This window comes from Collinsella sp. AF20-14LB, from assembly GCF_003459505.1.
Lineage (GTDB): Bacteria > Actinomycetota > Coriobacteriia > Coriobacteriales > Coriobacteriaceae > Collinsella.
On the sequence record NZ_QRWD01000006.1, the window covers coordinates 30,768 to 53,923 of the forward strand.

19 protein-coding genes are annotated in these 23,156 nt (G+C 61.1%); 12 read left to right on the forward strand and 7 right to left on the reverse strand.

Going from position 1 to position 23,156, the window contains the following annotated elements:
• The first annotated feature begins 114 nt into the window (after positions 1-114).
• Together DWX63_RS04275 and DWX63_RS04280 are read left to right on the forward strand one after the other, a co-directional pair.
• Complete coding sequence (locus DWX63_RS04275; RefSeq protein ID WP_117842906.1) at positions 115-3,861, forward strand: phosphoribosylformylglycinamidine synthase; 3,747 nt, start codon at positions 115-117, stop codon at positions 3,859-3,861.
• Positions 3,862-3,960: 99 nt separating this feature from the next.
• Positions 3,961-4,896, forward strand: coding sequence for a DMT family transporter (locus DWX63_RS04280; protein WP_117842907.1), 936 nt, complete (start codon positions 3,961-3,963; stop codon positions 4,894-4,896).
• Between the two features lie 100 nt (positions 4,897-4,996).
• Here the strand turns inward: DWX63_RS04280 and DWX63_RS04285 are convergent, their stop codons facing one another.
• The 4 genes from DWX63_RS04285 to DWX63_RS04300 form a co-directional block, all read right to left on the reverse strand.
• A complete protein-coding gene (locus DWX63_RS04285) occupies positions 4,997-6,100 on the reverse strand; it encodes a diguanylate cyclase (protein WP_158559607.1) in 1,104 nt (367 codons plus the stop codon).
• A gap of 229 nt (positions 6,101-6,329) precedes the next feature.
• Positions 6,330-7,352, reverse strand: a complete 1,023-nt coding sequence (locus DWX63_RS04290) for a 2-keto-3-deoxygluconate permease (protein WP_117645720.1) — start codon at positions 7,350-7,352, stop codon at positions 6,330-6,332.
• 150 nt (positions 7,353-7,502) lie between these two features.
• A complete protein-coding gene (locus DWX63_RS04295) occupies positions 7,503-7,826 on the reverse strand; it encodes an AzlD domain-containing protein (protein ID WP_035137063.1) in 324 nt (107 codons plus the stop codon).
• On the reverse strand, positions 7,816-8,508 hold the full coding sequence (locus DWX63_RS04300) for an AzlC family ABC transporter permease (protein ID WP_117842909.1): 693 nt from the start codon (positions 8,506-8,508) through the stop codon (positions 7,816-7,818). The genes DWX63_RS04295 and DWX63_RS04300 overlap by 11 nt, the downstream gene beginning before the upstream one ends.
• A gap of 126 nt (positions 8,509-8,634) precedes the next feature.
• On the opposite strand from DWX63_RS04300, the gene DWX63_RS04305 reads away from it, so the two are divergent.
• On the forward strand, positions 8,635-9,447 hold the full coding sequence (locus DWX63_RS04305) for an HD domain-containing protein (protein WP_117842910.1): 813 nt from the start codon (positions 8,635-8,637) through the stop codon (positions 9,445-9,447).
• On the opposite strand, the gene DWX63_RS04310 is transcribed toward DWX63_RS04305, so the two are convergent.
• Genes DWX63_RS04310 through DWX63_RS04320 form a run of 3 tightly spaced genes read right to left on the reverse strand, consistent with a single transcriptional unit; the run spans position 9,444 to position 13,069 of the window.
• A complete protein-coding gene (locus tag DWX63_RS04310) occupies positions 9,444-10,649 on the reverse strand; it encodes an electron transfer flavoprotein subunit alpha (protein ID WP_117803726.1) in 1,206 nt (401 codons plus the stop codon). The genes DWX63_RS04305 and DWX63_RS04310 overlap by 4 nt on opposite strands.
• Entirely contained in the window at positions 10,650-11,465 is an 816-nt protein-coding gene (locus tag DWX63_RS04315) for an electron transfer flavoprotein subunit beta/FixA family protein (protein WP_117803727.1), read from the reverse strand.
• A gap of 2 nt (positions 11,466-11,467) precedes the next feature.
• Complete coding sequence (locus DWX63_RS04320) at positions 11,468-13,069, reverse strand: FAD-binding oxidoreductase (RefSeq protein ID WP_117842911.1); 1,602 nt, start codon at positions 13,067-13,069, stop codon at positions 11,468-11,470.
• Between the two features lie 345 nt (positions 13,070-13,414).
• Here DWX63_RS04320 and DWX63_RS04330 point away from each other — a divergent pair, with 345 nt between their 5' ends.
• From DWX63_RS04330 to DWX63_RS04370, 9 genes are all read left to right on the forward strand, one after another.
• Positions 13,415-13,711, forward strand: a complete 297-nt coding sequence (locus tag DWX63_RS04330; protein ID WP_117842912.1) for a hypothetical protein — start codon at positions 13,415-13,417, stop codon at positions 13,709-13,711.
• On the forward strand, positions 13,708-14,217 hold the full coding sequence (locus tag DWX63_RS04335) for a hypothetical protein (RefSeq protein WP_117842913.1): 510 nt from the start codon (positions 13,708-13,710) through the stop codon (positions 14,215-14,217). The genes DWX63_RS04330 and DWX63_RS04335 overlap by 4 nt, the downstream gene beginning before the upstream one ends.
• Positions 14,218-14,307: 90 nt before the next feature.
• Positions 14,308-14,907: a hypothetical protein gene (locus tag DWX63_RS04340; RefSeq protein WP_089573324.1), complete on the forward strand. Its 600-nt coding sequence runs from the start codon at positions 14,308-14,310 to the stop codon at positions 14,905-14,907.
• 46 nt (positions 14,908-14,953) lie between these two features.
• Complete coding sequence (locus DWX63_RS04345) at positions 14,954-15,169, forward strand: hypothetical protein (protein ID WP_147325188.1); 216 nt, start codon at positions 14,954-14,956, stop codon at positions 15,167-15,169.
• An 18-nt stretch (positions 15,170-15,187) separates the two neighbouring features.
• Positions 15,188-16,618: a hypothetical protein gene (locus DWX63_RS04350; protein ID WP_117842914.1), complete on the forward strand. Its 1,431-nt coding sequence runs from the start codon at positions 15,188-15,190 to the stop codon at positions 16,616-16,618.
• Between the two features lie 61 nt (positions 16,619-16,679).
• The gene (locus DWX63_RS04355; RefSeq protein ID WP_233514464.1) at positions 16,680-17,453 is read left to right on the forward strand and encodes a DUF554 domain-containing protein; all 774 of its coding nucleotides are present in this window, start codon (positions 16,680-16,682) and stop codon (positions 17,451-17,453) included.
• Between the two features lie 87 nt (positions 17,454-17,540).
• Positions 17,541-19,280 (forward strand): TerB N-terminal domain-containing protein, encoded by a 1,740-nt coding sequence (locus tag DWX63_RS04360; RefSeq protein ID WP_233505685.1) that lies wholly within the window; start codon positions 17,541-17,543, stop codon positions 19,278-19,280.
• Positions 19,273-20,577 (forward strand): ATP-binding protein, encoded by a 1,305-nt coding sequence (locus DWX63_RS04365; RefSeq protein ID WP_117842915.1) that lies wholly within the window; start codon positions 19,273-19,275, stop codon positions 20,575-20,577. The genes DWX63_RS04360 and DWX63_RS04365 overlap by 8 nt, the downstream gene beginning before the upstream one ends.
• 116 nt (positions 20,578-20,693) lie before the next feature.
• Positions 20,694-23,138 carry a DEAD/DEAH box helicase gene (locus DWX63_RS04370; protein ID WP_117842916.1) on the forward strand — a complete coding sequence of 815 codons (2,445 nt, stop codon included), beginning with the start codon at positions 20,694-20,696 and terminating at the stop codon, positions 23,136-23,138.
• Positions 23,139-23,156 lie beyond the last annotated feature (18 nt).

Genomic DNA, 23,156 nt, shown 5'->3' on the forward strand with positions numbered 1-23,156 from the left:
ATCATAGTGAGGTTTACAAACATGTGGCTCAAGGCGACCGCAGGGCAGACCCCGCAAACCGACCGCTGCCGCATACCGTACCGTACGCCCAACCGATCAGGAAGGCAGGAACCAATGGTCTCTCGTATCTACGTGGAGAAGAAACCCGGGTTCGACGTCGAGGCTCAGCAGCTCAAGGGCGAGCTGACCGAAATTCTCGGCATCAAGGGCATCGAGGCCCTGAGGATTATCAACCGCTACGACGTCGAGGGCATCGACAAGGAGCTTTTCCGGTCCTGCGTGCCGACCGTCTTTAGCGAGCCCCAGGTCGATGTGACCTACGACGAGCTCCCCGCAAGCGATGGCGCCGTCTTTGCCGTCGAATTCCTGCCTGGCCAGTTTGACCAGCGCGCCGACTCCGCCAGCGAGTGCGTGCAGCTCATCAGCCAGGGCGAGCGCCCCGCCGTGCGCTCCGCCAAGGTCTATATGATCTCGGGCGCTCTGGACGAGGCCGCCATTGATGCCATCAAGCACTACGTGGTGAACCCCGTCGAGGCGCGCATCGCCTCGCTCGACCTGCCCGAGACGCTGTACATGGAGACCCCCGAGCCCCAGCCCGTCGAGGTGCTCGACGGTTTCCGCGAGCTCGACGAAGCCGGCCTTGCCGCCTTTATTTCCGAGCGCGGCCTTGCCATGGACGAGGCGGACATCGCCTTCTGCCAGCAGTACTTCCGCGATGAGGATCGCGACCCCACCATCACCGAGATCCGCGTGATCGACACCTACTGGTCCGATCACTGCCGCCACACCACCTTCGGCACCGTCCTGGACGACGTGACGATCGACGACGCCGTGGTGCAGCAGGCCTTCGACCGCTACATGGAGATGCGCCACGAACTCGGTCGCGACACCAAGCCCGTCTGCCTCATGGACATGGGCACCATCGGCGCCAAGTACCTCAAGAAGACCGGCGTCATGACCGATGTCGACGAGTCCGAGGAGATTAACGCCTGCACCGTCAAGGTGAAGGTCGATGTCGACGGCGAGGACCAGGACTGGCTGTTCCTCTTTAAGAACGAGACCCACAACCACCCGACCGAGATCGAGCCCTTCGGCGGTGCCGCCACCTGCGTGGGCGGTGCCATCCGCGACCCGCTGTCGGGCCGCAGCTACGTGTACCAGGCCATGCGTGTCACCGGCGCCGGCGACCCCACCGTCCCCGTGTCCGAGACGCTCGAGGGCAAGCTGCCGCAGCGTAAGCTCGTGACCACTGCTGCCGCCGGCTACTCCAGCTACGGCAACCAGATCGGCCTTGCCACCGGTCAGGTCAACGAACTCTATCACCCCGGCTACGTGGCCAAGCGCATGGAGGTTGGCGCCGTCGTGGGCGCTACCCCGGCAAACCACGTGCGCCGCGAGTGCCCCGCCCCCACCGACAAGATCATCCTGCTGGGCGGCCGCACCGGCCGTGACGGCATCGGCGGCGCCACCGGCTCCTCCAAGACCCAGAATACCGAGTCCATCGAGACCTCGGGCGCCGAGGTCCAGAAGGGCAACGCCCCGGTCGAGCGCAAGCTGCAGCGTCTGTTCCGCCGCGGCGACGCCTGCCGTCTGATCAAACGCTGCAACGACTTTGGCGCCGGCGGCGTCTCGGTCGCCGTGGGCGAGCTTGCCGACGGCCTGTATGTCGACCTCGATACCGTGACCAAGAAGTACGACGGCCTGGACGGCACCGAGCTCGCCATTTCCGAGTCTCAGGAGCGCATGGCCTGCGCCGTCGCCGACGGTGATGTCGAGGAGTTCATGGGCTACGCCGCCGAGGAGAACCTGGAGGCTACCGTTATCGCCGAGGTTACCGCCGAGCCGCGCATGCGCATGGCCTGGAACGGCGTCGCCATCGTCGACCTGTCCCGTGAGTTCCTCAACTCCAACGGTGCGCCCAAGCATCAGACTGCTCACGTCTGCGCCCGCAGCGTGTGGCAGCCCAGCTGGGCCGGCACCACGCTTGCCGAGCGCATGACCTCGCTTGTCACCGACCTCAACGTTGCCTCCAACAAGGGCCTTTCCGAGCGCTTCGACTCCACCATCGGTGCCGCAACCGTGCTCATGCCCTTTGGCGGCAAGACGCAGCTCACCCCGAGCTCTGCCATGGTCGCCAAGTTCCCCGTGGACGGCGAGACCACCACGGCGAGTGCCATGGCATGGGGCTTCAACCCTTATCTGATGGAGGCCGACCAGTTTGCGGGCGCCTACCTGTCCGTGGTCGAGTCCATCGCCAAGCTCGTGGCTGCCGGCTTTGAGCACAAGCGCGCCTATCTCTCCTTCCAGGAGTACTTCGAGCGTCTGCGCACCGAGGCCGAGCGCTGGGGCAAGCCCACGGCAGCCGTCCTGGGCGCCCTCATGGCCCAAGTCGACCTGGGTGCCGGCGCCATCGGCGGCAAGGACTCCATGAGCGGCTCGTTTGAGGACGAGGCCGGCGAGCTCAACGTTCCGCCGACCCTGATCAGCTTCGCTGTCGCCGTGGGCAAGGCGGCCCGCGCTGTCTCCCCCGAGTTCAAGGGCCTCACACACCGCGTCGTCCGTATCGCCCCCGCCACCTATGGCGAGGACTACCGCCCCGATGCCCAGCAGCTGCTCGCCGCGTTTGACGCCGTCGAGGCGCTCACCGCTACCGGCGACGCCCTGGCCGTCTCCACGCCCGGCTACGGCTGCGGCGCCGAGAGCCTCTTTAAGATGTGCGTCGGTAACCAGATCGGTATCGAGCTTGCCGAGGACGTGGACGTGGAGAGCCTCTTCACCCCGCTCTACGGCAGCTTTATCGTCGAGCTCGCCGAGGACGCCGAGCTGCCCGAAGTCGCCGACGGCGTTGTCGTCGAGCCCCTGGGCACCACCGTCGAGGGCTATGTCATCGACACCGGCTCCGAGGTCATCGAGCTCGCCGAGCTCCAGGAGGCCTGGGAGAGCGGCATCGAGGGCGTCTTCACCTACCGCAGCGCCGGCGAGACCCCCGAGGTCGAGACCATCGACTTCCGCGCCAAGGATATCCACGTGTTCGGCGGCGCCAAGATCGCCCGCCCGCGCGTGATCATCCCCGTGTTCCCCGGCAACAACTGCGAGTACGACAGCGCCCGCGCCTTCCGTGCCGCCGGTGCCGAGGCCGACACCTTCGTGATCAACAACCTCACGCCCGAGGCCGTCGCCGAGAGCACCCACGAGCTTGCGCGCCGCATCCGTGCAAGCCAGATCGTTATGATCCCCGGCGGCTTCTCGGGCGGCGACGAGCCCGACGGCTCTGCCAAGTTCATCACGGCGTTCTTCCGCGCTCCCGAGGTCACCGAGGCAGTCCGCGACTTGCTCAAGGCCCGCGATGGCCTGATGCTGGGCATCTGCAACGGCTTCCAGGCCCTGATCAAGCTCGGCCTGGTGCCCTACGGCGACATCGTCGACGCCACGCCCGATGCGCCCACGCTGACGTTCAACACCATCGGTCGCCACCAGAGCCGTCTGGTGCGCACCCGTATCTCGTCCAACCTGTCCCCGTGGCTTTCGCAGTGCAGCCTGGACGACCCCTACACCGTCGCCATCAGCCACGGCGAGGGCCGCTTTGTCGCCAATGACGAGGTGCTCGCCCAGCTGATCGCCAACGGCCAGGTCGCCACGCAGTACGTGGGTGAAGACGGAAAGCCCAGCATGGATCTTTCCGTCAACCCCAACGGCTCCGCACTCGCCATCGAGGGCATCACGAGCCCCGACGGCCGCGTCCTGGGCAAGATGGGCCATGCCGAGCGTCGCGGCGACAACCTGTACCGCAACGTGCCCGAGCATGTCCCCGGCGATAAGTTCATGCCGATCTTTGAGAGCGGCGTGGCCTACTTCGCTTAAACCTTTCCCATCGGGTACAATCCCCTCGGGTAACAACACCCGCCACCGACACATCCGGTGGCGGGTTCTTTTTTGCTTCGCGCATGCAGGAAGGACATCATGGAAAGCCGCAAGCCGTATCTCGCCACCCTGCCCGGACTCATCCTGGGCTGTCTTGTTTGTTGCGCGCTCTGGGGATCGGCCTTTCCCTGCATCAAGATCGGCTACGCACTCTTTGGTATCCCGGCGCACGATAGCGCCTCGCAGCTGCTCTTTGCGGGCTTGCGCTTCACGCTTGCCGGCGCCCTGGTTATCGTTGGGATGAGTGCGGCCCAGCGCCGCCCCCTCATTCCGCAGGCTCGCGACATCAAGCCCATCTTTGTCTTGTCGCTCTTCCAGACTATCGGGCAGTACTTCTTTTTCTATCTGGGCCTCTCGCACGCCAGCGCCATGTCGAGCTCCATCATCGAGGCCAGCGCCAACTTCCTCGCAATCCTCTTTGCCGCCCTGGCATTTCACACCGAGAAGCTCAATACGGCCAAGGTGCTTGGCTGTGCGCTGGGCTTTGCCGGCGTCGCGCTCGTCAACCTCTCGGGCGCAGATGGCACCTTTGGCTTCAGGCTCGATGGCGAGGGCTTTATCCTAGCCTCCACTGTCGCGGGTGCTCTTTCGACCTGCCTGATCGGCATCTTCTCGCGCAAGCATGACGGCGTCTTGCTCGCCGGCTGGCAGTTTTTAGTCGGAGGTTTGGTCCTTACCACCATCGGGTTTTTGATGGGCGGCGCGCTCTCCCCCACCGCGATCATCCCCGCCATCGCACTCATTATCTATATGGCACTCATTTCCGCCGTCGCGTACTCGCTATGGTCGCGTCTGCTTGCCGTCAACCCCGTCAGCCGTGTGTCGGTCTTTGGCTTTATGAATCCAGTCTTTGGCGTACTGTTGAGCGCTCTGCTGCTCGGCGAGGGCGCTGGCACGAGCCCTGTTACCGTACTTGTTGCCCTGCTGTTGGTCTGCGGCGGCATCATCATCGTCAACAGGCCCAAAAAGGTCTAACGAACTACCCCTATTTAGCAGAGGGGGTTCACATGCTTTAGCTTAATGGAGTACATCGGAGAGCCGAGGGCCGCCACGCCCGCCAGCGTGCGCCCTTTTTCTAGCGTATCTGGGCGCCGGCTTTCTTCTTCTCGCGCTTTACGCGGTAGAGCTCCGCGTCGGCAGCACGAAACAAGTCTTGCCAGGTATCGACGCCATCACCGACCCGTGCGCAGCCGATGGACATCCGCAACAGATACGGAACCTCGGCGCGCGCGAGCTCATCGTTGATTGTCGCGCACAGATGCATGATATCCTGTTCCGCCACTGCCTTTTGGAGCACCACGAACTCATCGCCACCATAACGTGCGATAAAGCCGCCAGACGCCGAGCAGACTTCTTTGAGCGCAGCGGATATGACCTGAAGAGCATGGTCGCCCTCCACATGCCCATAGCGATCGTTAATCTGCTTAAAGCCGTCGGCGTCCATCATAAGCAGATATACATCTTCGGCCTGATCCACATTTGAGAAGAGCGACAGCATATAGGTCTCAAAACGGTTGCGATTGTTAAGTCCAGTCAACGGGTCGGTCGAGATGAGCTGCTCCTGGTAGATGATGTAGAGCAGCAACATGCTAATCATTATGCCGACACAAAGGCCGGGCACCGAGTATACGACCTGAAAGGTACCGCCCACCAGGGCCGGAATGGCGAAAAATGCCAAGGTTCGATAGATGGCCTTCGTCTGCAGGCTCTCGACCCTGCGAGATTGCACAAATGCATGCAGGGACGTATGTATAACGTAACAGTAGCTGACGATGGGCTGGATCATATAGGCAAAGCCGCGACGATACACGCCCTGCGAATCGATATAGAACAGGGCGTGCGTCCAGTAACTGGTAAACGCCAGCACGACCACCAGAGCCGTAGGCAACGCTACAAGCACCACCCTATAGCGCGAGGTCAAAAGGCGAGAACCCTGCACCGTCTCGGAATAGATAAACCAAATGAGACACGCGATAGCAAAGAGCGAAAACGAAACCGCGTTGGAAATCCAGTTGGCAGCAATGCCCAACGTGCCGTCCACACCGTCCGAAAGCGTCCAGATCATATCGAATAATATGTACGCGGCAGAGGTGTAGCCAAGCATGCTAAACAATAGCTGCTGGGTGCTCGAGAACAAGGAGCGACGACTTCGCACGGCAAGCCCGATAAGAACAATCATGCATAGCACGAATATCTCAATCTTGAGTGCCTTAACCACTAGCGCCATCCCTTCAATACCCAAGTGGTCAGAATCGCCCAATTCGAATCAGGGCAATAAACACCCCTTTACTCCACAGGGGTAAAGGGGATAATAGCAGAGCGCCCGAACATCACTGCAAAACAGTTTCTGTTCGGGCGCCCATACGGCGCGAATTGCACACGCCGGCATCATTGATGGGTATCGATTGCTACTCGCCATCGATGTCAGTCGCGACGGCCTCCTCTATGGCCTCGACACCGACAGGCGACAGATCCTCCTTGCCTTGGCAGAACTTCTTGTCGACCCAGCCAGTCAGAATCGGAGCCATGATCGCCGTGATGATAACGGCGGTGGCGATCTGAGCGTACGCGGTGGGCGCAAGCTCGGCGTAGCGCGGTGCGACCTCGGCGAGGGCAACCGGTGTGGTCATAGCCGTGCCGGCAATGGTGGAGCAAGCCACAGCGGCCTTGCCATTGCCGCCGCACAGACGCTCGAACGCAAAGGTGATGGGACCGACGACAAACAGCGTGACAAGGCCCAGCAAGATGCCGGAAATACCGCCGGTGATAAAGCTCGACAGGCTCATGGACGCACCGAGCTGAAATCCGATGACGGCAATCGCGGGATTGGCACCGGGAACCAGCAGGTTCTTGATAAACGGGAACAGGTTGCCCAGAACCATGCCAATAACGAGTGGCAAGATGGAGCCGATAATGGTGCCAATGGGAATGTTGGCGAGGCCGGAAACACCGAGGATGATCATCGTGACGGCGGGGCCGGCCGTAAAGAACAGGATACCGACGGCGCCCTGCTCAGACTCATCACCGAACTCGCCCATGATGCCCGTATAGAGCGCCATGTTGCAAAACGTGATGCCGCCGATGATAGACACGGAGCTCAGACCCAGGAAGTTGTCGTTAAAGAAATATGCCACGCCCAGGCCGAGAGCCGCTGCGACGACCAGCTTGGGAATCAGCACGACGATGCCGGTCTTGATAGCGCCCGGCGTGGACTTAAAGCTGATGCCGGCGCCCACAAACAGCAGGATCGCGGCGACGATGGTATTGGAGCCACCGCGGCAGGCAGCCGTAAAGAATCCGCCGATCTCAAAAACCTGCGGGCAGAAGGTGTTGAGCAAAAGACCGACGATCATCGGATAAATCATGATGTCGCCCGGGATGCGCGGGACCTTGAATTTCTTTTGCTCGTTGGCGGTTGCTTCCTGTGCCATGAAACCCCCATTTCCGCTGACGGGGTACAAAAGCCCACGTCACGCTTTGCTACAGTAAAGTTTGACCATGGTACCAGAAGAAATAGACCAGCTCGGTGAAAAACTCGACAAGTTGGGATGGAACGAGATTCGGCGCCCGCGACGCCACCCCTATATAAGGCTCAAGACGATATAGAGTACGATGCCCGAGACGCAGCACCACAGCATCGATTTTGTCTTGACCGCCACGACCACGACGCCGGCGGCCGCAATCCAGGGAACCAAGGCAGGCCAGAGCCCCGCGTCGAACGCGCCGGGACTCACCAAGTCGTTGGCGACCAGCGCGGCAAAGGCAGCGGGCGGGATATAGCCCAGGGCCTCGGTAATACGGGGCGACAGGGTCCGCCCGCGCAAGGCGAACGCCGGCGCGATGCGAAAGAACGCGATAGCAGCCCACGACGACAGCCACAGAACCAAGAACTCGTTAACGGGCATCGCGGGCACCTCTTCCGTCAAATACAGCATCGCACGCCAACGCAATGGCCATGCCGGCCACGACGCTTGCCGGCACGGCAATATTCGTGAGGCCCAAGAACTTGCATACGGCGACGGACACCGCGCCCGAAACCGCCGCGACAACGTTGCCGCGCGACAGCCGCTGCGAAAAGAGCAGGCAGATAAAGAGCGAGGTGCAGACAAAGGCTGCAATGGCGGTGGGAACATCGACAACGGCGCCGACGATGGCGCCCGTCGTACACGATACGCCCCATGTTGCGATAAGGATCACGTTGAGCACAAAGGACTCGCGCGGGCCCCAATCCTCCCCTTCAACCAACTTGGCAAGCGAGATGCCATATGCCTCCTCGGTAAGTGTCGCGGCAACAGCCAGCGTCTGACTCTTCGAGGCACCCGTCAGATGCGACGTGATCGATGCCGAGTAAAGCGCAAAGCGCGAGGAGATGGCAGCAACGCTCGCGACGATCGACGCCGCAGGCACACCTGCCAGCCACAGATTGCAGATCATAAACTGCCCGCTGCCCGTCACGAACGTGCTGCTCAGAGCAAAGACCATCCAGGGTTCCATTCCCGTCTGCCCCATGATCATTCCGCACGGCGCGCCTATTGCAACATAGGTAAGCATCACTGGCCAGACGGTTCTAACGATTTTGAGCACCATACGCTTCTCATCCTGACAAGGTCTCCGAGCCGCATGTAGCGACACGGCAGAATCATCATCCGACAGCAACCGAGTTCACCTACAATTGCCACCGGATCGAAAGACACAACTTTTTAGGAAGTCATTATGACAGCTATCGATCGAGACCGGGCGCGCGCGGCCTTCAAAAGCTACACCGATGCCTACGACGCCACTAACCCACGCATCGCGCTCAAATTCGAGCATACGTACCACGTGGCCGAGGCATGCGATGCCGTAGCACGCGAGCAGGGCTGGTCGTCAGAAGATATTGACCTGGCATGGCTTTGCGGCCTGCTACACGATATGGGCCGCTTTGAGCAGTTGCGGCGCTGGGACACCTTTAAGGACGCCGAGAGCATGAGCCATGCAGCGCTGGGCATCGAGGTCCTCTTTGGCGAGAATCCCGCCGATGCACCCGCCGTAACGAGCATCCGCGACTTTATCGATGACCCGGCAGAAGATGAGCTCATCCGAGCGAGCATTGCCTATCACAGCGATTTTCGTCTACCCGCGCAGCTCGACGAGCGTACGCGGAGCTTCTGCGATATCGTGCGCGATGGTGACAAGATCGACATTATGCGCACCATCGCCGACAGCACCGTCGAGACCATCCTCAAGGTGGATGAGGACGCATTTCTCGCCAGCCACTTCTCGGCACCGGCGCTTACCGCCTTTGACGAGCACCGCTGCGTCGCACGCGATGAGCGCGATGAGCCCGCAGACTACCTGGTGGGACTCATCTGCTTTATGTTTGAGCTCGTCTATCCAGCGAGCCGCGCGCTGGCGCGCGAACAGGGCGATATCCACCGCCTGCTCGATGCGCCCTTTGGCATTACGCGGCCCTTTACCAACCCCGCCACGCAGGCAACCTGGAGCCGCCTAAAGGACGAGATGCGCGACTGGCTGACGCGCGCTTAGCGCTCAAGCTGAGCCAGCAGCTCCTCAACGATCTCAACGGCATCGCCGACGACCTTATACTGGGCAGCACCGAAGATGGGGGCATCCGGGTCCTCATTGATGGCGACAATGCACTCCGCCCCACCGATGCCGGCGAGATGCTGGATAGCGCCCGAGACACCGATGCTCACGAGGAGCTTGGGCGAGACCGATACACCCGTCTGGCCAATTTGGTGGCGATACTCCAACCAGCCTGCCTCCACAATGGGACGCGTGCAACCAAGCTCGGCACCCAGGGCATCGGCGAGCTTTCGCATCAGGGGCAGATTCTTCTTGGAGCCGATGCCGCGGCCCACCACGACCAGACGCTCGGCATCGGCAATTGAGGCCTGCTGTCCCCACTCCTCGGCGGGAATCGAGATCTCGACGCGGGCCTTAACGTCATCCGCAAGCACTACCTGGGTAATCGTGCCGGAGCGGCTATAGTCAAACTCGGGCGCCTTAAAGATGCCGGGGCGCACCGTTACCATCTGAGGACGGTGGTTGGGGCAGATAATGGTGGCCATCAGGTTGCCGCCAAACGCCGGGCGTGTCTGCTGCAGCAGACCCGTCTCCGTATCCATAGAAAGCACCGTGCAATCGGCCGTAAGACCCGTCTGCAAGCGCACGGCCACACCGGGCGCCAGCTCGCGACCAAAGGCGGTCGCGCCGTACAGGATGGCCTCGGGCTTGCGCTCGGCTACCAAATCGCAGATCAAGCGGGCGTAGACCTCCGCGTCGTTCTGACGCAGGCGCTCGTCACGACAGACCAGAACTTCGTCCGCACCGGCGCAAGTCAGATGCTCCAGGTCCCCGAGTGAGCCCTCGGGGCTCATGCCGACCAGTGCCACCAGACGGCAGCCGCGGGCATCGGCAAGCTCGCGTCCCTTGCCCATGAGCTCGAAGGCCACGGATGCAACGGCATCGTGCTCGTCAGTCTGCACGAAGATCCAGATGTCTCGATATGCGTCAAGGTCTGCCGCGCCGGCGGCCTCGTCGCGCTCAATCGAGATGGCGTTGACGGGGCAGGCGTCGACGCACCCGCCGCACAGGATACAGCCGTCGGTTACGCGGGCACAGCGATTGGGGCGCTCGCCCTCCACCACAATGCCGCCCGAGGCGCAGGCGCGAACGCAGCGACCACAGCCGATGCAGGCTTCGCTATCGATAATCAGCCCGCTCATCTATGCCATCCCCTCGATAATCTTGGCAAGTTTTACCGCCTGCTCGGACGCCGTTCCCTCAACGGCCTCGCACGTTTGGTCACGGTCGGGCACAAACGAGTGCACGACCTGCGTCGGTGATCCGGCAAGGCCGCAACGCGAAGGATCGGCGTTTACGTCGGCAGCGCTGGCCACGCGCACGTCTGCATCCTCGGCCGCGCGAATACCGGCAATACTCGGCATGCGCAGCTGGCCAATCTCCTTGGCAGTCGTCATCGCACACGGCATCTCCAGGTACACCGTCTCCTCGCCGGCATCGCAGCCGTGAACGAGCGCCAGCGAGCCACACGTCGTAAATCCCGCGCTCTGCACACAGCTCACGTCGGTCACGCAGGGGACCCCAAAGGCGCCGGCCAGCTCGGAGCCGATCTGGGCCGTATCGCCGTCCACTGCCATCTTGCCGCAGATGATCAGGTCAAAGTCCTCATCGAGTGCCTCGATGCCGCATTTGAGGGCATAGGTGGTGGCTAGGGTATCGGCGCCCGCAAAGGCTCGATCGGTCAGCAGCAGCGCGTCGTCGGCGCCTCGAGCGATGCAGTCGCGCAGCAGCGACTCGGTCGCGGGGATGCCCATCGACACCACCGTCACGCGCACATCCATGCCAAAGCCGATAAAGTCGTCCTTCAGCGCCAGCGCGCATTCCAAAGCGCTCGCATCAAAGGGATTAATGACCGCCTGCTTGCCATCGCGCACGATGGTATTGGTCTTGGGGTCCATCTTGACCTCGGTGCTGCCCGGCACGGCCTTGACGCACACCACCATATGGAAATCGCTCATCTTCACGCGCCCCCTTTCTGGACGAGCTCATCCAAGAGCTTCTCCGAAAACAGGTTGCCGCGACCCAGCTGCCCGTCGAGATCGAGCTGGAGCTTGAGCCGCGCCGACTCGACCATGGCCTCGTGACCGTACATCGTCTCTAAGAAGCCCGCCTTGATCTTGCCGACGCCGTGCTCGGCAGAAACGGCACCGCCCATAGCCGTTACCTCCGCAGCCCACTGGGCAAACAGCTCGCCACCGCGACGGTAGTCCTGCGCGTCGCGCGGCAGGATGTTCACATGCAGATGGTTGTTACCGATGTGCCCCCAGGCAGCAGATTCAAGCCCACTTTCGGCTAACGTGCGGCGATAAAGGCCGATGACATCGTCCAAGCGTGCGTTGGGCACCGACATGTCCGAGCCCAGCTTGGTAATGGTGGGGTCGATGCGGCGACGCTCGTCAATGAGCATATTGACGCTCTCGGGGACCGCGTGGCGGAAGAACCGCTGGCACTCGCGATCGACTTCGGTGCGGGCGACCCATGTCGCATCGTCGCGGGCGCCCGCAAGCTCCAAAACCCATCCCAGGTGGTACAGCTCCTCGGTCGCCTGCGCCTCGTCGTCGCAGTCAAGCTCCACGTAGACACAGACCTTTGCCTCGTCGTCGAGCGCCGGCAGCGAGGCAAACGCCGTCGACTGCTCGCGCTGGCGACGTAGAATATCCAGGGCGCCAGCATCGAAGTACTCGATGGCAGCCGCATGGGACAGGACAGGGCGCACGGAATCGGTAAAGGACACCGCCTTGTCCTCGCTATCGAAAAAGCAACTCACACCCCATACGACCGAAGGTGCCGCCTGCAGGGCGATCTCGAGCTCGGTGACAACGCCGAGCGTGCCGCACGCGCCGATAAAGAGGTCGATGGCGTCCATATCGTCCGCAACGAAATAGCCTGAGGCATTTTTTGTCTCGGGCATGGTATAGCCGGGAAGATCGAGTTCGAGCGTACGACCCTCTGCCGTCACGAGCGACAGGTGGCGGCCCTGGGCAAAAGCCTCGCCGCGCTGAAGCTCAAGCAAATCGCCATCAGCCAGCGCGACGTGGAGTCCCGTGATATGCGGGCGCATGGGGCCGTAAGCGTAGCTGCGGGCGCCGGAGGCGTTGCATGCCGCCATGCCACCCAGACAGGCAGATGCCTCGGTGGGATCGGTGGGAAAGAACTGCTCGGGGGACTCTTGGAACTCCTCGTAGGCCTCAAGCGATGCCTGGTCCCAACCAGCGGTCGGCAGTACCTTCTTGCTCAGCTGCTTACGCAGCTCCGAGAGCACAACGCCCGGCTCCACGCGCAGCAGAAATTGGCCTTGTTCATCGCGGCGAAGGCCCAAGTAGCGATTCATACGGGAAGTATTGAGGATATGCCCACCGTGGGGCACGGCACCGGCGGCAAGGCCGGTTCGGGCGCCCTGAACCGTTACCGGGACACGCTCGGCATGGAGCGTTTCCAAAATGGCACGGACCTCGTCTTCCGTTGTCGGAAACGAGATGCTCGATGCTTCGCCCGATGCACGAGATTCATCGCGGCCATACTCTTCGAACTCATCGGTGAAGGGTTTAATGGTTGCAGACACGCGAACTCCCCCTTTAGCTAACTACAGTGTTTGCAGGGAGATGTTACCGCATCGTTTCGTCGACGTGTTCGAGACCGTCTCCATAATTGGCGATTTTTACGTTTGTGCAATTCGGCGAACGGCAAGGCTTCCTCGGCAGACGATGCTTTTGACACATATCGCCCCGCCGTCGCCGACCGCTCGATTGTCGCTCGAAAAAAGTTGAAGTAATTTTTCCACCTTTTACCTGCGGAGATGTCAATCCGTCAAGCATTTGGTCAGAAATTGGTCAAGTAGCGGCTGATACGGTCGGCGTCGACGGCCAAAACCGATAGAAGTTTTGGCCCCAGAAGCAGGGAGGTTCCCATGGCATATTACTGGCCCCAGTACGGCATCGCCATCGAGGTCGACGACGATCCCTATCTCCTGCCTTTCGACGAAGAGGCGTTCCCCGATACGGCGGTCTACCACGTCACCACCGATGTTATCTGCGACCCCGAGTCGTTCTCGGCGCTCGCCCACCACATCGCGCGTATCCACGACATCGAGCTCCCTCACGACTTTGACGAGCTCATCTACTCGCGCCGCCTGATGCTTCACATGCTCTTTGGAGCGGACCCGTCCACGTTCGCACGTGTCTACACCACCAAGGACGCCGCATGAGTGCGAAGAAGCCGCCCCGCCTCGCAGGACTGGGGCGTCGCAAGAAACTCGTCGTTGTCTGCCTGGCTATCGCCTGCGCCCTCATCGCCGTAGGGCTATACGCCTGGCAGTCGCAGCCCGTGCCCGAAGCGGGCGCCTCAGTCACGACGGCCGGGGGCAAAACGCGTCAGGAAATCCAAGATGAGCTCGATGCCATCGTCCGCGACAACATGATGACGATTTCGGTCGCGCCGGTCGCTCAGCTACAGGAGGACGGCAAGCTGCGCGTCAACGTGCAAAACGTCCAAGACAATAAATTTCCCCAGCGATTCCGCGTCATCCAAAACGACGAGACCATGTACGAATCCGGTGTGGTCGAGACCGGCAAGACAATCGAGACGTGCCCCGCCGGCGACATCAAAGAAGGCGAGGCATACATCGAGATCCAGGCACTCGATGCCAAGACCCTCGACAGCCACGGCAATCCGACACGTGTCAAGGTACGGGTTGAGCAAGCCGAGAACTAGCTTTTTCGGCCGACGCGACACCGCACGCAATTCACCAGCATTCGTCCAATCATCGCGGGGACGGCCCGCGGCGAATAGAAAGGAACGACCATGGACATCACCAGGAACATGAACGGAGCCAGAGCGCTCGTCGTGGGCGCAGGGCTCGCGCTCGCGCTCGCAATGGGCGCCGCCCCGACGCCAGCTCTGGCAGCCGGGCGCGTTGGAACCACGAAAGTAATGGTCAGGACCGAGATCGACAACGTAGAGTTCAAAGTTCCGACGGTTATTCCCTTCGTCGCCAAGGCCGACGGCACGCTTCAGGGCCCCTCAGAAGACGCGACCACCATCGACAATCATTCGGCCTACGGCATCCATGTCACCAACATGAAGATCGACGCCATGAACACCTGGACCATTGCCGCCGACGCCAAGGCCGGAACCGCGCAGAATTCCATCGACTTTAAGGTCGGCCCCGACGGCGCACTCCAGAACGCCAGCGCCGCAATGCAGGAGACGGGCCTCGATCTTTCCAAGAATGCAGCCTTCGACATGGGCTACCAGGGCATTGCCGGCGGCACGGACAAAATTAAGCTCAAGACAAGCGGAAACGTCGCCCGCGTCACGCGCGACATCTTCCGCGTAACCGGCGAAGGCGATCAGGTTGCAACGATCACCTGGACGGTCGAGCCCGGTGCGCACACGGCATAAGGCCGTCGCCCTGGCCGCCGTCAGTATCCTAGCGTTTGGGCCAGCCATGGCCTTTGCCCAGCAAGAACAGGCGCAGGCCGCCACGCAAGTGACGGTCGACCTCTCGGAGCTCGACCGCGGCAACTGCAAGGAACCGTTGGCACAGACAGACGACAGACGATGGCTCTTGGCAGCAGGCGCCACGGCAGCAGGTGCGGGAACCGCCGGCCTCGGTCTGCACATCAAACGCAGCCAGAAACGAAACACGGACAGGCCGCACTAAATTAGCTAAGGAGACCCCATGGCATCGAAGAACCTTTTGCCCGTCGTCGCACTCTGCGGCGCGCTCGCAACCGGAACGCCTGTCGCCGCTTGGGCGACTCCCGTCATGGCAGACTCCTTACCAGCAGCCCTAAGCTCCGCACCAAATCCGTCGAGCGCCATTGCGTGCAAGCGTTTTTCGTTCGCACAGGCCGCAATCTCAACCTCGGGATGCCTTCGTCGTAATACGGACGGCTCGATAGTCGTGGATATCAATCGTTCGAACAAGGCAAACGGCTCCCAGGCGGGGTGCGCCGTCTGCACATGGCGCTCGATTGTGCTCGATGCAGATGGCGATCCGTGCGATTTGGGGTTGCGCATCGATATCGCTTCGGTCGATGACTCGGCGAACGGAGCGAAGGTCGCCTTCGACGGTGCGTTTTTCGAGAAAGGAGGCGGTATATGTCTGGGCTGCGCCGCCGCGAATGCAGACGATGTGCAGCCCACCCTCTCATTCACGGCATCGCTGCGGCTGACCAAGGCGGGCACCGATGCCATCGCGGCGGGAGAAGCATCCCTGCTGTTCTACGCCGCCAGTACCGAAGACACAGACATTCATTTCGAGAAGCCGGCCGGATCGCTCAGCCTTACGCGCGGGACGGAGGCAGGCCCTATTGCGATCGATACCCACACGCTAGGCAGGCAACGCATTCTTGCCGACCCGGCGCTTCTCGAGATGGAGTGGAACGGATCCGGAGCCATCGGGATTGTCCCCTCCGCGCTTGACGCCAAGACGCTCCCCTCAAACGACGAACCCATCAACGCAACCATACAAGAAGAGAGCACGGACAAAGAAGCAGGTGCGGGCGACACGCCGTCGCCGACAAACAGCGTCCCAGCTTCTTTCGAAGCACCGAATGAGCCCGCTACCGGTCCAAACGATCCCGAGCTCGCGGACAGTCTGGGACTTGCTGATCCTCAGGAGATCGATGAAGGTAACTGCTGCGTGCTTGCCGCCCTCGACCACACAGAGGTCATCGATGCTGCAAACATCGAAGTTGCCGCCGCCAATCAGCCCGTCCGCAAGTCGGCCATCATCGCATTTCCCGAATCCATCGAAGTCGTCTTTTTGCCATCGGGCGAGGTCGTGGCCCCAACACTGCTCACCTTGTTGGGCGCCAAGAATACTCGAAACGAAATTAAAAAGGTCACGGTTGTCGACCCTGCAACCACCGCTAAACTGCGTCTATACGCCGTTGCCCCAGACGGAGGCAAGACCTTGGAATTCGATGGCGACACACTTCTAGCCTGGCGACGTCTGGACATTATGCAAGACGTCTCGTATCAGATCGAACTCGAAGGGTTTGATCGTGCCCGCGATGCCAATATCATCGCCGCGGCTATTGAATCCCCGCAGCGGCTTATGACACTGCGCTTTGACTACTACCCCTATGTCCCGACAACCACCTGAGGCTTAAATGCTGCGCATCATTCCTAATACCACTTATATAACGTATTAGATGAGTCGCGATGTGCCTCGCATTTCGTTCTGCTACGATTGCCACGTTGGCATCAATACAGGAGGGCTCATGCCGGGCTTGGGAACAATCATCAACGTTGCGCTTTTAGTTGCGGGCGGTCTTTTGGGATTAGCGGGCGGCCGCTTCATTACACCGCGCATCCAAGACACGCTCATGAAAGCATCGGGGCTGTGCGTCCTGTTTATCGGCCTGGGCGGCACCATGCAAAAGATGCTCATCATCGATGGAAAGGCGCTAGCGACCACCGGTACCACCATGCTCATCGTCTCATTTGCGCTCGGTTCGCTCATCGGCGAGGCCATCAACTTGGAGGCCGCCATCGAGAACCTTGGCGAATGGCTCAAGCGCAAGACTGGCAGTGAGGGCGATAACGAGTTCACCAACGCTTTTGTCTCGACTTCACTCACCGTGTGCATCGGCGCCATGGCCATTGTGGGATCGATCCAGGACGGCCTGCTCGGCGACTGGTCAACGCTTGCCCTCAAGGGCGCACTGGACTGCATCATCGTCTGCACCATGACGGCCTCGCTTGGCCGCGGCTGCATCTTCTCCGCCCTGCCCGTCGCCGTGTTCCAGGGGACGATCACGTTGTTTGCCGGCGCGCTCTCCCCCATCATGACCACAGCAGCCCTCAACAGCCTTTCGCTCGTAGGCTCCATGCTCATCTTCTGCGTCGGCGTCAACCTCATCCGTCCTCAGACCTTCCGCACGGCCAATATGCTTCCCTCCGTCGTCATCGCCGTCATATACGCCCTCCTGTTCTAAATCTAGCAACGCAGCGGTATCTCGAACATCTGTTTGATGCTGTGCTATGATATGAGGTCACCGTAGCTGCGTTCGAGAGGAGGAGCGGTGGCCGACCAGGACATCAAGATGCTCATCGAGCGCATTATGGCCGAGGCCCGGACCCATCAGTCCGCCCGCTTCTCAAACGAAACCTACGCAGACGAGCCGATTCTCAAAACCGGCCGACAGATGCAGAATTTCCTCCCCGACCAGTACCGTAAAATGCGCGAGATATCGCGCTGGCAGGATGACCCCAAGGGCGGTGCGGGCCGCTGGCTTTCGGAAGCCGAGCTTTTTTACCGCCAGGGCCTGCTGATGGCCGACTTTGAGGACGACTGTCCCTACAACGGCACCTTTAAGTCGTACTTTCCCACCTACAACGCCATGAGCGACCGGCAACTGCGCGGCTACTTTACCTGGCGTGCCCAAGTGCGCCGCGGAACCGTCGAGGAAACGTCTACGTCCTTTGCCTTTCTGTATCTCTATGAGCTGATCTGCGGCATTGGCGTAGATAATCCACTCGATGGTTTTAACAAGATCAAGGCTTTTTGGGATGTCTATCGCGCCTTCGAGCCCGGCATCGACCGGTTTGCGCGCGTGTGGCTGCAAGATTACGCCGTGTTCCACGGGCTCGACCCCAAGCTGCTTCGCGACTCTAAAACCGTCATGTTCGATAACGCCCTTATCGAACTGCGGCGCGCGGCACGAGACCTTGTACCGGCACCGTCCGGCCAGACCCCTAAGCGTCGCAAAACCTCCGAGCCCACGCTCCCCCTTCCGCCCGATGAGGTGCGCGAGGAGCGACTCATGGCCGCCATCAACGCCCTCTCCACGTACAACCTAAGTAGCTCGCGGCTCGACCGCAGCCACCACCGTGATCTGCGCCACGTGGCGTGCGCCGTGTATGTCCGCATGGCGCGCTACTATGACACGCACCGAAAGACCGGCATCGTGGCAAGTTTATTTGGGGAGGAGACGGCCATGCCCTACACCATGTTTGCCTCGGCCGTATTCTTTGCGCCCGAGCGCCACGAGGACTGCGAATACCGTCTGGACCCCATCCATATCTACCGTTGCCAAAACGGTTTTTGGGAATGCATGCGGATTCACGGTAGCAGGCAAAAGAGCAGCAAGCTCGGTGAAATGATGCGCGCCTGCGACCAACGCCTGCGCCTGGCGCTGGACCCCGCCCATCCCCTTAAGGAAGAAAAGGTCCCCAAATATCTGGCCAAGATTATCGATGACGAGATTGTGGCATGGCTTTCGTGGGACGCCGCACACCAGCCCGTCAAGATCGATATCGATTTGAGCCAGCTGGGGCACATTCGGAGCGCTGCCGCACAAACGCGCGAAGCGCTTTTGATCGACGAGGAACGCGAGGACGGCACGCTTGCGGATGCCGAGGTGACAGTTGCCGAACGACGGGAAGCCAAGCCCGTGGCCGGCACGATCGCCGAACCAGTCGCGACGACCATGCAGCAGGACGAGGCTAGCGAGCCGACCATCTCCACCGAGCAGTTTGGCGTCGTGGCCCCGCTCCTCGCACCAGCACCCACGTCCGCTGACACCGCGTCCGCACTCGATCCCGCCGCAGACGCCTATCTTCGAGCACTACTCGAGCAAAACGCAGCGCAGACGGCATCGGCGGTGGCGCAGTCGGGCAAGAGTGAGGACATGCTTGTCGATACCATCAACGAGGCGCTCTTTGACCTGGTGGGAGACACCGTTATCGAATTCGGCGCGGCAGGGCCGCAGATTATCGAGGACTACGAAGCAGACGTGAGAGGATACCTAGACCATGAGTGATACCGCATCCGCAGCACCCCGCGTGCCCAAGCGCGTCGCTGCCGTCATTCTCAACTCGCTCAAGGGCGGCGTGGTCCCGCGCATCGGCCTTCCTTACATCACCGTAGGGCGCGAGGTCGAGATCCGCGCCCTGCTCACCGATTTAAGTCTCATCGCCGATGGCGGCGCGAGCTTCCGCTTTTTAGTCGGTCGCTACGGCGCCGGTAAGAGCTTTTTGCTCCAGACCATCCGCACGCACGCCATGGGCGAGGGATTCGTCGTCGCCGATGCCGACTTGTCGCCCGAGCGACGCCTGCAGGGCGGTCAGGGGCAGGGCCTTGCCACCTACCGCGAGCTCATCCGCAATATATCGACCAAGACGCGCCCCGAGGGCGGTGCGCTCAACCTTATTCTGGATCGCTGGGTCGCCTCGTGTGCCAACGTCGACGAGTCGGTCGTCAATGCCCAACTGACCCCGCTCGAGGAGATGGTCCACGGCTTCGACTTCACCCGCATGCTTCGCCGCTATCGCACGGCCGTATCCGAGGGCGACGAAGAGGCCATGAGCCGCGTGACCAAATGGATCCGCGGCGAATACCGCACCAAGAGCGAGGCTCGCGCCGAACTGGGGTCCTCAACCATCATCAGCGACGATGACTGGTACGACTACGTCAAACTCATCGCGCGTTTTTTGGTTTGCAGCGGCTACAAGGGCATGCTGGTGCTCATCGACGAGCTCGTGAATCTGTATAAGATTCCCAACGCCATCACGCGCCAGTACAACTACGAGAAGATCCTGACCATGTACAACGACACACTTCAGGGCAAGGCGCAGTACCTGGGCATGATCATGGGCGGCACGCCAACCTCCATCGAAGACCGCCGCCGCGGCGTGTTCTCCTACGAGGCCCTGCGCAGCCGACTCGCTCAGGGTCGCTTTGCGCGCGAGGACCTTAAGGACATGCTCGCGCCCATCATCCGCCTGCAGCCACTCACCTATGAGGAGTTGCTGGTGCTCATCGAAAAACTCATGCAGATCCATGCCGGCTACTTTGGCTGGACACCCACGCTTACCGAAAACGACTTGGTGGACTTTCTCAAGATTGAGTTTGGCCGCGTGGGGGCCGACACGCATCTGACGCCGCGTGAAGTCATTCGTGACTTTATCGAGCTGCTCGACATCCTATGCCAAAACCCCGACGCCAACGTGGCCGAGCTGCTGCAAAGCGTCGGCGGCGACGCGTTGGCGCCGGCAACCGCAACAGGCGACACCGATACCGCAGGCGGCGACCGTAACTTCGCCGAATTCACCATCTAACCTGCCAATAAGGGACAGGTTTATTTTGGCAGGTTTTATCTGGGCAAACGTTGAAGCAGTAATGCAGCAAGCCGTTGCCAGCCGCGTTGAGAGATTCGTTGTTGAAAGGAGGCCCCGTGAACGCCTTTGACCGCTACGCCCCGTTTATCCAAGGCTTCATCTACTCCCACGATTGGGAGAGCTTGCGCTCTATCCAGGTTGCGGCGGCAGATGCCATCTTCAACACACAGGACAATGTGCTCCTGACGGCGTCAACGGCTTCCGGCAAAACCGAGGCAGCCTTCTTTCCCATCCTGACCGAGTTTTGGGAGAACCCGCCCGCAAGCGTGGGCGCCCTCTACATTGGCCCCCTCAAGGCGCTCATCAACGACCAATTCGTCCGCCTCAACGACCTGTGCGAAGAAGCCGATATCCCCGTCTGGCACTGGCATGGCGATGTCTCACAATCACACAAGGCCAAACTCATCAAAAAGCCGAGCGGTATCCTACAGATTACGCCCGAATCGCTCGAGGCGCTCCTGATCCATAAGCACATGGCAATCCCGCGCATGTTTTGCGACCTGCGCTATGTGGTTATCGACGAGGTTCATTCGCTCATGCGCGGCGACCGCGGCGGTCAGACGCTCTGTCTTATCGAGCGACTCTCGCGCATGGCCGGCGTGCAGCCTCGCCGCATTGGCCTTTCTGCCACCATCGGCGACCCCGAGCGCACGGGCGCCTTTCTCTCACAGGGAACGGGACGCGGTTGCATCATCCCCCGCTTTGAGGAACCGCGCCGCGTGTGGCGCATCTCCATGGAGCACTTCTACAACTCGGGCCCCCAGGCTCAGCAGCGAGGATTCGTAGGCACAGGTCCACAAGAAGCCGAGGTGCTTGCTTGCGAGCGTATTGAGACGGCGGCGCCCGCGGCGCTGCCCGCATCCGGACAAGACATGTGCCACAGCGGACAGCTTACACAGGAAGAACACCGTCAACGTCGTGAGCAGGCGCGGGGCAAGGCCGCTCCCAAAGACCGTCGCACTTCCTCGGCCCCCGAGGGCGAAGTCGACATCCCACGTGCGACCGAGCAGGCGCTTCTCAACCCCACCGACACGGCGCCCGACAACGCCGACCCCGGCATGGGTTATATCTTTGAGCATACGCGCGGCCGCAAATGCCTGGTCTTTGCCAACTCGCGCGAGGAGGCAGAGGCCGTGTGCTCCATGCTGCGCAGCTACTGCGAGAGCCGGCACGAGCCCGACCGTTTCCTCATCCACCATGGCAATCTTTCGGCATCGCTGCGCGAGACGGCCGAGGAACTCATGCGCGATGAGGAGCAGGCACAGACAACCGTCACCACCTCTACGCTGGAACTCGGCATCGATATCGGCCGTCTGGAGCGCGCGTTCCAGATCGATGCGCCGTTTACCGTCAGCTCCTTTTTGCAGCGTATGGGCCGCACGGGACGCCGCGATCTTCCGCCCGAGATGTGGTTCGTCATGCGCGAGGAAGAACCCGAGCCGCGCACGATGATGCCCGAGACCATTCCCTGGAAGCTCCTCCAGGGCATCGCACTCGTACAACTCTATCGCGAGGAAAAGTGGGTCGAGCCGCCCGAGCTCGATCGACTCCCCTACAGTCTGCTCTATCACCAGACTATGTCGACGCTTGCCAGCACCGGCGAACTCACGCCGGCAGAGCTTGCCCAGCGCGTGCTCACACTCAGCTATTTCCATCGCATCTCGGCCGATGACTATCGCGTGTTGCTGCGTCACCTCATTACCATCGACCATATCCAAGTCACCGAGGGTGGCGGGCTCATCGTGGGTCTCGCGGGCGAGCGCATCATTAACAACTTTAAGTTCTACGCCGTATTCCAGGAAAACGAAGAGTTCACCGTTCGCAGCGAGTCGGCCGAGTTGGGCACGATCGTCAATCCGCCACCGCCCGGTGAGCGCATCGCCATCGCCGGACACTGCTGGATTGTCGAGGAAGTGGACTGGAAGCGTCATACCGTCTTTGCCACGCAGGTCAAGGGCCGGGTGCCGGCCTACTTTGGCGACTGCCCCGGTGACATCAATACACACGTACTCGAGCGCATGCGCAAGGCGCTCAACGAGCACGCGACATATCCGTACCTTATGGGCAACGCGAGAGCCCGCTTGGCGCAGGCTCGTCATACGGCCGATATTTCGGGTGCGGGAACTAAGCCGCTCATCAACCTGGGCGGCGATACCTGGGCACTTTTCCCCTGGCTGGGCAGCTACGCCTTTTTGGCGCTCGAGCGCATGCTCAAAATTAAGTGTGCCGCGGAACTGGGCCTTCGCGGACTTGACCCGTCACGCCCGTACTTTATGCAGTTTAAGATGAAGGCCGACGAGGAGACGTTCTTTGAGGTGCTCGCCGCCGAGGCCGAGAAGGACTTCGATCCCATCGAGCTCGTCTATCCCGGCGAAGTGCCTTACTTTGATCGTTACGATGAGTTCGTTCCCGAAGAGCTCGTGCGTAAGGGCTTTGCCGAAGGCGTGCTCGACATCGAAGGCATGAAGCAGCGCGTTCTCGGCTGGTGCGACCACACATAAAACCAGTCTTTTTGGTAC